The sequence below is a fragment of the Rhodococcus sp. SB1D genome (assembly GCF_048573875.1).
GTDB lineage: Bacteria > Actinomycetota > Actinomycetes > Mycobacteriales > Mycobacteriaceae > Rhodococcus_F > Rhodococcus_F qingshengii.
In genome coordinates this window covers 1-10,511 of sequence record NZ_JBMAIQ010000010.1, presented here as the reverse complement: position 1 = coordinate 10,511, position 10,511 = coordinate 1, and the positions used below count along the sequence as shown (strand labels likewise).

General features: G+C 62.2%; 10 protein-coding genes. 6 read left to right on the top strand and 4 right to left on the bottom strand.

What is annotated here, in order from left to right; all coding sequences use genetic code 11:
- The first annotated feature begins 8 nt into the window (after positions 1-8).
- The 4 genes from ACN50D_RS21295 to ACN50D_RS21280 all read left to right on the top strand — a co-directional run bounded on the left by ACN50D_RS21295 (position 9) and on the right by ACN50D_RS21280 (position 6,052).
- A complete protein-coding gene (locus ACN50D_RS21295; protein ID WP_007736221.1) occupies positions 9-1,208 on the top strand; it encodes an argininosuccinate synthase in 1,200 nt (399 codons plus the stop codon).
- Between the two features lie 3 nt (positions 1,209-1,211).
- Positions 1,212-2,654: an argininosuccinate lyase gene (gene argH / locus ACN50D_RS21290; RefSeq protein ID WP_003944092.1), complete on the top strand. Its 1,443-nt coding sequence runs from the start codon at positions 1,212-1,214 to the stop codon at positions 2,652-2,654.
- 170 nt (positions 2,655-2,824) lie between these two features.
- On the top strand, positions 2,825-5,806 hold the full coding sequence (locus ACN50D_RS21285; protein ID WP_211921100.1) for an acyl-CoA synthetase: 2,982 nt from the start codon (positions 2,825-2,827) through the stop codon (positions 5,804-5,806).
- Between the two features lie 39 nt (positions 5,807-5,845).
- Complete coding sequence (locus tag ACN50D_RS21280) at positions 5,846-6,052, top strand: Trm112 family protein (RefSeq protein ID WP_003944045.1); 207 nt, start codon at positions 5,846-5,848, stop codon at positions 6,050-6,052.
- Here ACN50D_RS21280 and ACN50D_RS21275 read toward each other — a convergent pair.
- The 3 genes from ACN50D_RS21275 to ACN50D_RS21265 are packed head-to-tail and all read right to left on the bottom strand — an operon-like array spanning position 6,049 to position 8,149.
- Entirely contained in the window at positions 6,049-6,666 is a 618-nt protein-coding gene (locus ACN50D_RS21275) for a TetR family transcriptional regulator (RefSeq protein ID WP_007736202.1), read from the bottom strand. The genes ACN50D_RS21280 and ACN50D_RS21275 overlap by 4 nt on opposite strands.
- Complete coding sequence (locus tag ACN50D_RS21270; protein ID WP_003944033.1) at positions 6,663-7,418, bottom strand: ABC transporter permease; 756 nt, start codon at positions 7,416-7,418, stop codon at positions 6,663-6,665. The genes ACN50D_RS21275 and ACN50D_RS21270 overlap by 4 nt, the downstream gene beginning before the upstream one ends.
- On the bottom strand, positions 7,415-8,149 hold the full coding sequence (locus tag ACN50D_RS21265) for an ABC transporter ATP-binding protein (RefSeq protein ID WP_007736198.1): 735 nt from the start codon (positions 8,147-8,149) through the stop codon (positions 7,415-7,417). The genes ACN50D_RS21270 and ACN50D_RS21265 overlap by 4 nt, the downstream gene beginning before the upstream one ends.
- An 86-nt stretch (positions 8,150-8,235) precedes the next feature.
- On the opposite strand from ACN50D_RS21265, the gene ACN50D_RS21260 reads away from it, so the two are divergent.
- Positions 8,236-8,844 carry a DNA-3-methyladenine glycosylase gene (locus ACN50D_RS21260; protein WP_003944023.1) on the top strand — a complete coding sequence of 203 codons (609 nt, stop codon included), beginning with the start codon at positions 8,236-8,238 and terminating at the stop codon, positions 8,842-8,844.
- 19 nt (positions 8,845-8,863) lie between these two features.
- Complete coding sequence (gene tyrS, locus ACN50D_RS21255) at positions 8,864-10,141, top strand: tyrosine--tRNA ligase (RefSeq protein ID WP_007736194.1); 1,278 nt, start codon at positions 8,864-8,866, stop codon at positions 10,139-10,141.
- A gap of 122 nt (positions 10,142-10,263) precedes the next feature.
- Here the strand turns inward: tyrS and ACN50D_RS21250 are convergent.
- On the bottom strand, positions 10,264-10,511 hold a 248-nt coding region (locus ACN50D_RS21250), incomplete at its 5' end, for a hypothetical protein (RefSeq protein WP_419970237.1).

Here is a 10,511-nt window from a genome sequence, read left to right as displayed (position 1 = left end):
CAAAAACCATGGCCGATCGCGTCGTACTCGCCTACTCGGGCGGGCTGGACACTTCTGTTGCCATCAGTTGGATCGGTAAGGAGACGGGCGCTGAAGTTGTCGCCGTCGCCATCGATCTGGGGCAGGGTGGCGAGGACATGGAGGTCGTGCGTCAGCGCGCGATCGACTGCGGCGCAGTCGAATCCGTTGTCGTCGACGCCCGCGACGAGTTCGCGGACGAATACTGCCTGCCGACCATCGCGGCCAACGCCCTGTACATGGACCGCTACCCGCTGGTCTCGGCCATCAGCCGTCCGCTGATCGTCAAGCACATCGTCGAAGCTGCACGCTCGCACGGCGGCACCATCGTCTCGCACGGTTGCACCGGTAAGGGCAACGACCAGGTTCGCTTCGAGGTCGGATTCGGCGCCCTCGCACCCGACCTGCAGGTCATCGCACCGGTCCGCGACTACGCCTGGACCCGCGAGAAGGCCATCGCCTTCGCCGAAGAGAACAACATCCCGATCAACGTCTCCAAGAAGTCGCCGTTCTCGATCGACCAGAACGTCTGGGGCCGCGCCGTCGAGACCGGATTCCTCGAGGATCTGTGGAACGCGCCGACGAAGGACGTCTACGACTACACCCAGGACCCGACGGTCAACTGGAACGCACCCGACGAGCTCATCATCAGCTTCGACAAGGGCCGCCCGGTCGCCATCGACGGCCGCCCGGTGTCGGTTCTCGAAGCCATTCAGGAACTGAACAAGCGCGCAGGCGCTCAGGGCGTCGGCCGTCTCGACGTCGTCGAGGACCGTCTCGTGGGCATCAAGAGCCGTGAGATCTACGAAGCTCCCGGCGCGATGGTTCTCATCACCGCACACCAGGAACTCGAGCACGTCACCCTCGAACGCGAACTCGGTCGCTACAAGCGTCAGATGGAGCAGCGTTGGTCCGAGCTGGTCTACGACGGCCTCTGGTTCTCGCCCCTCAAGGACGCACTGGACACGTTCGTCAACAAGACGCAGGAACGCGTTACCGGCGACATCCGTCTCTTCCTGCACGGTGGAGCCATCACCGTCAACGGTCGTCGCAGCCCGGAGTCGCTCTACGACTTCAACCTCGCGACGTACGACGAGGGCGACAGCTTCGACCAGTCCGCATCGAAGGGCTTCGTCGAGATCCACGGTCTGTCGTCGAAGGTCGCCGCGAAGCGCGATCTGGGACTCTGAGCCATGACGGCTCACGGTGACGGAGACGCTCAAAAACACGGCACCAACGAAGGTGCGCTGTGGGGCGGGCGGTTCGAGTCCGGACCGGCCGCTGCCATGGCGGCGCTGAGCAAGTCGACTCACTTCGACTGGGTCCTCGCTCCGTACGACGTGCGGGCGTCGCAGGCGCATGCGCGTGTGCTGAACAAGGCAGGCCTGCTCAGCGAAGCCGACCTCGTGACAATGCTCGACGGTCTCGACCGCCTGGCGGCAGATGTTGCCAGTGGCGCCTTCGGGCCCAGCGAGTCGGACGAGGACGTACACGGCGCACTCGAGCGCGGTCTGATCGAGCGTGTCGGGCCTGAGGTCGGTGGGCGCCTGCGTGCTGGACGTTCGCGAAACGACCAGGTGGCCACGCTGTTCCGCATGTGGCTTCGCGATGCGGTCCGCCGCATCTCCACCGGAGTTCTCGACGTGGTCGACGCATTGGCGACTCAGGCCGGGGCCCATCCGGATGCCGTGATGCCGGGCAAGACGCACCTGCAGGCGGCTCAGCCGGTCCTGTTGGCCCATCACCTGCTCGCTCACGCACATCCGTTGTTGCGCGACGTGCAGCGCCTTCGCGACTTCGACGTGCGAGCTGCGGTGTCCCCGTACGGTTCCGGTGCACTCGCCGGTTCCTCGCTCGGTCTCGACCCTGAAGCCATTGCAGCGGAATTGAAGTTCGACAGCTCGGCCGAGAATTCGATCGACGCAACCGCGTCGCGTGATTTTGCGGCCGAGGCAGCGTTCGTGCTTGCGATGATCGGTGTCGACCTCTCTCGCATGGCGGAAGAGATCATTATCTGGAGCACACCGGAATTCGGCTACATCACGCTTGCCGACGCGTGGTCGACGGGATCGTCGATCATGCCGCAGAAGAAGAATCCGGATGTCTCGGAACTGACGCGCGGTAAGTCGGGTCGTTTGATCGGCAACCTGACCGGATTGTTGGCGACGCTCAAGGCTCAGCCGCTGGCGTACAACCGCGATCTGCAAGAGGACAAGGAACCGGTTTTCGACTCGGTTGCGCAGCTCGAGATGCTGCTCCCGGCCATCACCGGTCTGGTGCAGACGCTCGAGTTCCACACCGAACGCATGGCGGAACTTGCTCCGGCAGGGTTCACGTTGGCCACCGACATCGCGGAGTGGATGGTGCGTCAGGGCGTGCCGTTCCGGGTTGCACACGAGGCTGCTGGAGCGTGTGTGCGTGTCGCCGAAGCGCGAGGCGTCGGACTCGAAGATCTCACGGACGAGGAACTGGCCGGCGTCGACAGCGCGCTGACACCCGCTGTTCGTGAGGTGCTGACAGTCGAGGGTTCCATCGCTTCGCGCAACGCGCGAGGCGGCACCGCGGGGGTGCGGGTTGCCGAGCAGCTGGACGGAGTCAAAGCAGTGGCGCAGTCACTGCGGGAATGGACCCTGTGACCTCGCGGTCACGAGTGTTGTCGCTCTCTTTTCGGCAGTAGTCCTTCGGTCGTACGCGGTCAGGTAGCAGAATTTGCTCCCTGACCGCGTACGCGTATTCGTCGTCAGTAGGCTTGTCGCGCGCGGGAAAAATGAGACTGACGTCACATGGTGAGTAACTTGGGAGTGAAATGGTGGGATTGAATTCCAAGTCTGTGCTGGGCCCGATTCGTCGGGTGGTTGCGACAGCACAAAACGGCCTCGAGGTCGTCCGGTTGGGTGGGCTGGAAACGGATGCGACCACTTCGCCGTTCGAGATCGTCGAACGCGCAGCGATGTATCGGCTACGGCGCTACTTCCCGGACAGTGACTCGGAAACCGTCGGCGCACCGATCTTGCTGATCCCGCCGATGATGATGTCGGCGAACGTGTACGACGTGACCCGTGACCAGGGCGCTGTGGGAATTCTGCACGAGATGGGCCTTGATCCCTGGGTCGTCGATTTCGGTTCGCCCGACTCGGAAGAGGGCGGTTGGGATCGTAATCTCGCCGATCACATCATCGCTCTCAGCGACATCGTCGATCACATCCACCGTCACACCGGAAAAGATGTTCACATCTCCGGTTATTCGCAGGGTGGCATGTTCGCCTATCAGGCTGCCGCGTATCGGCGTAGTCGAAACATCGCCAGCGTCATCACCTTCGGCAGTCCGGTCGACACACTCGCCGCGCTACCCTTCGGCATCCCGGCGGGATTGGCAACCAAGGGTGCAGATTTCCTCGCCGATCACGTCTTCAATCGCCTGGCGGTCACCGGGTGGATGGCCCGTACCGGGTTCCAGTTGCTCGATCCCGTGAAGACGCTGAAGATGCGCGTCGACTTTCTGCTTCAACTGCACGACCGTGAGGCGTTGCTTCCGCGGGAGCAGCAACGCCGCTTCCTCGCGACCGAGGGTTGGGTCGCGTGGTCGGGGCCCGCGGTAGCCGAACTGCTCAAGCAGTTCATCGTGCACAACCGAATGATGACAGGTGGGTTCGTCATCAAGGATCAATTGGTCTCGCTCGCCGAGATCACCTGCCCCATCCTGGCATTCGTCGGTGAGGTCGACGACATCGGCCAGCCGCAAGCGGTTCGAGGCATCAGTCAAGCCGCTCCGCGGGCGAAGGTCTACGAATCTACCTTGCGTGCAGGCCATTTCGGTTTGGTTGTCGGTTCCACCGCGGCCAATCACACCTGGCCGACCACCGGTGAATTCGTACAGTGGACCGAGACGGGTGGACCCCTCCCGGACCGTATCGCGAACATGGTCTACGGCGCCGACCTCGAAGACCAGACCGGTGTGTCGATCAGCAATCGGATCATCCACACCGTCGCCTCGGTCGCTGAAGTAGGTGCAGGAGTCACCAAGGGAATCAGTGACCTTGCCGCCGGTGCGTTGCGCGGCACTTTCGAATTGTCGGGAGAAGCGGCACGAGCGTTGCCACGTCTGGCTCGACTCAACCAGATTCAGCCGCACACCAAGATCTCGCTGAGCCAGTTGCTGGCGGAGCAGCGTCGAAAGGCGCCGAACGGCGAGTGCTTCCTCTTCGACAATCGCGTGCACACGTATGAAGCGGTCAACGCGCGTATCGACAATGTCGTGCGTGGATTGATCTCCGTGGGAGTGCGTCCGGCAGCGCATGTCGGTGTCCTGATGGAGACCCGTCCCAGCGCACTCGCGGCCATCGCGGCCCTGTCGCGACTTGGTGCCGTCGCGGTCATGCTTCCGCCAGGCTCCGACATAACGGCGGCGGTCAAGCTGGGGTCGGTCGATCGGATCATCACCGATCCGGAAAACGTCGATGCTGCAGTGGTTACCGGTCGGCCGGTACTGGTGCTCGGCGGCGGCGATGCCCGTGGCCTCGAGGTGGATCCGTCACACGACGTGATCGATCTCGAACAAATCGATCCGACGAAGGTCAATCTGCCCGGGTGGTACCGACCGGATCCCGGTGTCGCCCGCGAACTCGCCTTCATCATCTTTGCGGAATCCGGCGGTGTGCTCGAGGCCAAGCAGATCACCAACTACCGGTGGGCATTGTCGGCCTTCGGCACGGCTACGGCGGCAGATCTCGATCGCGGTGACACCGTGTACTGCCTTGCGCCACTCCATCATTCGTCGAGTCTGCTCGCGACCATCGGTGGTGCCATGGCCGGTGGCTCACGCATTGCGCTCTCACGTGGACTGAACCCCGCGAGGTTCGTCGAGGAAATCCACCGCTACGGCGTGACGGTCGTGAGTTACACGTGGTCGATGATGCGCGAGATACTCGACGAGGATCTTCTTCTCATCGACGGTAGTCATCCGGTCCGCCTGTTCATCGGTTCGGGCATGCCCCATGGTCTGTGGAAGCGGACAACGGAGGCGTTCGACCCCGCGCAGGTACTCGAGTTCTATGCGTCGACCGAAGGCGACGTGATTCTTGCCAATGTTGCAGGCTCCAAAGTTGGTTCCAAGGGGCGCCCACTGCCGGGTAGCGCGCAGGTGCGGTTGACGGCATACGACCCGCTGAGTGGTCGGCTCCTCGAGAACGGAAACGGATTTGTCCGTGAGTGCGCCGAAGACGAGGTCGGATTGCTGCTCGGGCGCGCGGGATTCACCGCCGATCTCTCGGGCGGAGCCATGCGAGGTCTCTTCCAAGCCGGCGATTCGTGGATTCCCACCGAAAATCTCTTCCGCCGGGACGCCGACGGCGACTACTGGCTGATCGACCACAAGAACACGGTCATTTCCACGGTCCGCGGTCCCGTGTTCACCCAGCCGATCGTCGACGCGTTGTCGAGTGTGGCGCGGGTGGATCTTGCCGTCGCATACGGAGTCGGTGACGCGCCGCATCAGCTGGCGGTCGCTGCCGTGACTTGGCGTCCGGGGCGGCAGTTCCGTTCTGCCGAGCTTGCAGAGGCCCTCTCGCGCATCGCTTTCGACGCTCGTCCGGATATCGTGCACGTGGTTGACGAGATCCCGGTGGGTTCGTCGTACCGTCCGAGCTCCACTGCTTTGGCTGCGGCCGGATTGCCGGCGCCGGGGCCACGGACCTGGTTCCTCGATTCCGAGTCGCAGTCGTACAAGCGGCTGACCAAGGCAATTGCCGCGCAGTTGATGCCGACGAGGGTGAGCACCGGAGCACGGTAGCCTGAGGACATTCTGTTTGATCGGTTCGAGAGGACACACGTGGCTATTGATTCGACGTTGCTCAGCATTTTGGCCTGCCCCCAGGACAAAGGCCCGCTGCTGCTGGTCGGGGACGAGTTGCTCTACAACCCGCGCCTGCGGCGTGCCTACCCGATCGAGAACGGCATTCCCGTTCTGTTGATCGACGAGGCACGCGATGTAGCGGACGACGAACACGAGAAGTTGCTCGCGCGGGCTGAAGGCTAGATCGGTAATTCACCGGTCAGGTACCGCTGGAGGTTCGGCGCCACCAGCGGTACCAAGGCGTCAACGCTCAATGATGCGAGTGGTTCGAGTCCGAGCACATATCGCGTGACAAGCAGTCCGGCCATCTGAGAGGCCACCAATTCCGCTCTGATCAAGCCGGTACCAGGTGGTGTGTCCACCCGCGGAATGATGTCGCGCAATACGACATCGAGCAGAAAGCTCTGGATCAACTGCGATCCGTCGCCGGAAATGGCTGATCGAAAAGCCGCCAGAATCGCCGGCTGGTGTTCCGAATCCCATAGCCCGATCACCGCCCGGAGAAGGCTTTCGCCGAGGTTTTCGGTCGGGGAGGTGTGAACCGGTCCCAGTACCTTTGCTGGATCGATCGGTAGCGCGATCGCAGCGGTGAACAACTGCTCCTTGCTCCCGAAATGGTGATGAATCATAGCCGGATCGACGTCAGCGGCCGCAGCTATCGATCGAACGGTTGTTCGTCGAAAACCGTTCTGGGAGAACGCCCGTCGCGCCGAATCGAGGATCTGCGCGCGAGTCTCCGACTTGCCCGGTCGTCGCCCCGAACGAATCGGTGCAGGACTCGTGTCCTTGTCGGTCATGGAGTGCGGCGATCGAGTGTGGCCGCGGCCAGCGAGAGTGCGGCGGCGGCGAAGCCCGCCATGACGGCGAGATCACGCCACATCTGACCCGTCGCGTCGGCATGCATCGACACTTGCTGAAGTGCGTCGACGGCGTAGCTCAAGGGGAGGACGTTGCTGATCCATTCGAGCCAGGTCGGCAATTGGTCGCGCGGTACCAGGAGTCCGCAGAGGAAGAGCTGTGGAACCACAACTACCGGCATGAATTGCACCGCTTGGAACTCGGTCTTCGCGAATGCGCTGGCCAACAGGCCTAGCGCAACGCCCAGTATTGCGCCGAGAACTGCAATGACGATGACCCAGGCAAGACTGCCGGCGATGGTGAGTCCGAGGAATCCGAAAGCAACCGCGCACGCGAGGGCTGCCTGAGCGGCGGCGGAGAGCGAAAATGCCGCCCCGTATCCGGCGAGAAGGTCGAGTTTGCCCATCGGTGTGGTGAGCAGGCGTTCGAGTGTGCCTGAACTGCGTTCGCGTTGCATCGCGATGGACGTGACCAGGAACATGACGACAAACGGCAAGATTCCCAACATCGTGATCGCCACTCGTTGGAAGAGCGAAACCTGGCCGGGTGGCGTCGGGACGTCTTGGTAGAGGAAATAGAGCAGAATCATCAGTAACGACGGGACCAACAAGATCATGGCCACCGTGCGGTGATCTTGGCGGAGCTGAAGCAGAATGCGTACGGTCGTAGCACCGAAGATCCTGATGCTCATGATATTTCGCCTCCGACGGGTGAAGTCCGAATCAGCTCGAGAAAGGCGTCCTCGAGCCGTTCACATCTGGTTTTGGCGCGCAATTCATCGGGTGTGAGTTGAGCGAGGAGGTGCCCGTCTCGCATCAGGATCAGCTCAGCGCAGTGGTCGGCCTCATCCATGACGTGGCTGGAGACCAACAGGGTGGTTCCGCTGCGAGCAAGGTCAGCGAATCGTTCCCACAATTCGACGCGAAGCACCGGATCGAGGCCGACGGTCGGTTCGTCGAGGATCAACACATCAGGTGACGCCACCAACGCGCAAGCCAGCGAGACTCGCCCGCGTTGACCACCAGACAGATCGGCGGCGGTCTGGTCGGCGTATCGGCTCAATCCGACGGCGTCGACCGCTGCTGCGACGTCGGCGCCGGACTTGCCGTAAAGAGCGCCGAAGTACTGGACGTTTCGAGTGACCGTCAGGTCGCCGTACACGCTGGGGGATTGGGTGACATATCCGACCCGGTGGCGAAGAGCAACGGAACCGGCGAGATCGCCCAGCACTCTGACCTCACCACTTTCGACGATCTGTGTTCCGACAATCGCGCGCATCAGGGTTGTCTTGCCGCAGCCGGACGGGCCGAGCAGTCCGGTGATCGATCCTGCTGATACCTGCAGGTCAAGCGAGTGAAGAACTTCGTGCTTGCCGCGAACGACTCGTAGTCCGCGGATATCTATTGCCGGCGTTGTGGTCACGGTTCGCCTCGTTTCAATAATTCATCACTTGTTGAATTATGCGACTCGGCCGACCGATGAGTCAACGGCGTGGGCACAATCGAAGGGTGAGCATCGAGACCTTGGAAAATGTGGAGAACCCGTTGGAAGCGGGCCTGACAATTCTCGGCTCGACCCTGACCGTCGACGACATCTCGCTGAGGATCGTCGAGGTCGAGGCGTACGGAGGGGAGAAGGACGGGCCATGGCCGGATCCGGCAGCACATTCGTATCGGGGGAGAACGCCGCGGAACAGCGTGATGTTCGGGCGGGCGGGGCGTCTCTACGTCTACCGCAGCTATGGAATGCACTTTTGTATGAACATCTCGTACGGCCCGGATGGTGTTGCGGGTGGTGTTCTGCTCCGAGCGGCCGAAATCGAGGCCGGTCACGATGTGGTGTCTGCTCGGAGATCGCCGGATCGACCATCTCACCAATGGGCCAGAGGGCCGGGTAATCTCGGTGCTTCTGTCGCAATCACGTTGGCGGACAACGGAACAGACGTGTTCAACCCTGCCTCGCGGATTCGGCTCGAATTGGGGGAGTCGAAGGAATGGGTCAGTGGACCGCGGGTGGGGGTCAGTACCGCGGCGGAGGTTCCGTGGCGCCTGTGGATTCCGGACTCGCGAGCGGTGTCCGCGTATCGCCGAAGCCCGCGAGCGCCGGTCATTTCGTGAAGATGGGATGATCGAGTCCGTGACTGAGAATATTCTCGACGAACTGACCTGGCGCGGGCTGATCGCCCAATCAACCGATCTCGACGCTTTGCGTAAAGATCTCGAGGCCGGACCGGTCACGTTGTATGCGGGCTTCGACCCGACAGGACCGAGCCTGCACGCAGGTCACCTGGTTCCGCTCCTCGCGCTCAAGCGGTTTCAGCGCGCCGGCAACCGCCCGATCGTTCTTGCCGGCGGTGCAACGGGCCTGATCGGAGACCCCCGTGACGTCGGGGAACGGACGATGAACTCCGCCGATACCGTCGCGGACTGGGCAGGTCGCATCCGTGGTCAGCTCGAACGATTCGTGGATTTCGACGATTCGCCGACGAGCGCGGTCATCGAGAACAACATGAACTGGACCGGCAAGATGTCGGCCATCGACTTCCTGCGTGATGTCGGCAAACACTTCTCCGTGAACGTCATGCTTGCGCGTGACACCGTGAAGCGTCGTCTCGAGTCGGACGGGATGTCGTACACCGAGTTCAGCTACATGCTGCTCCAGGCCAACGACTACCTGCACTTGCGACGCGACCTCGGCTGCACTCTGCAGGTCGGCGGGTCCGATCAGTGGGGCAACATCATTGCCGGCGTCGAACTCAACCGTCGTGTCGACGGTGAGAGCGTTCATGCAATGACGGTTCCGCTGGTGACCTCGGCCGATGGCAAAAAGTTCGGAAAGTCGACCGGTGGCGGAAGTTTGTGGCTCGACCCCGAGATGACCAGCCCGTACGCCTGGTACCAGTACTTCGTGAACACCGGCGACGCCGACGTGATCAAGTACCTGCGCTGGTTCACCTTCCTGACTGCGGATGAACTCGCAGAGTTGGAGACTGCAACGGCAGAGCGGCCGCATGCGCGAGAAGCGCAGAAGCGACTTGCCGCGGAGATGACGACCTTGGTTCACGGGGAACACAACACCCGTGCTGTCGAGCTCGCCAGTCAGGCGTTGTTCGGCAAGGCGGAGCTGGCGGAACTCGACGAGTCGACGCTAGCCGCGGCGCTGAAAGAAGCATCGGTCAGCGAATTGGCGCCGGGGGAGCCGCGCACGATCATCGATCTGCTCGTGACGAGCGGCTTGTGCGAGAGCAAGGGGGCCGCTCGACGCGCCGTGAAAGAGGGCGGTGCTTCGGTGAACAACCAGAAGGTGTCGGCCGACGACTGGGAGCCCACCGCATCCGATCTGCTTCACGGCAGCTGGTTGGTCGTCCGGCGCGGAAAGCGCAACTTCGCCGGCGTGAGAATCCTTCCAAACTGACGTGTGTGGGGTCACAGTTGTCTTGCGGGGCTCCTGTGGCCGCTGGTGGCCCGCCTCCGGGCGGGCTACCAGCGGATTTAACCTGTCGAACATCTGCGACCTGCACGTTTGACGCTCAGTTTTCATTCGCGTAACTTTGTCCAAGTCAGAGCGACACGGACACCAACCCCGACCGACAGGCCGGGGAAACGCGGTTGGACGAAGTCGGAGACAATCACGCTCAGCGGGAACTTGCTTCCCTGGAGCGAACAAGCTAAGATTGTAACCCTTGCCCCGGAGCTTTCAACCTGGTTGAAGTGATGGTGTGTGCGTGTTCTTTGAGAACTCAACAGTGTGTCGATGAATGTCAGTGCCAAAATTTTTTTGGTAT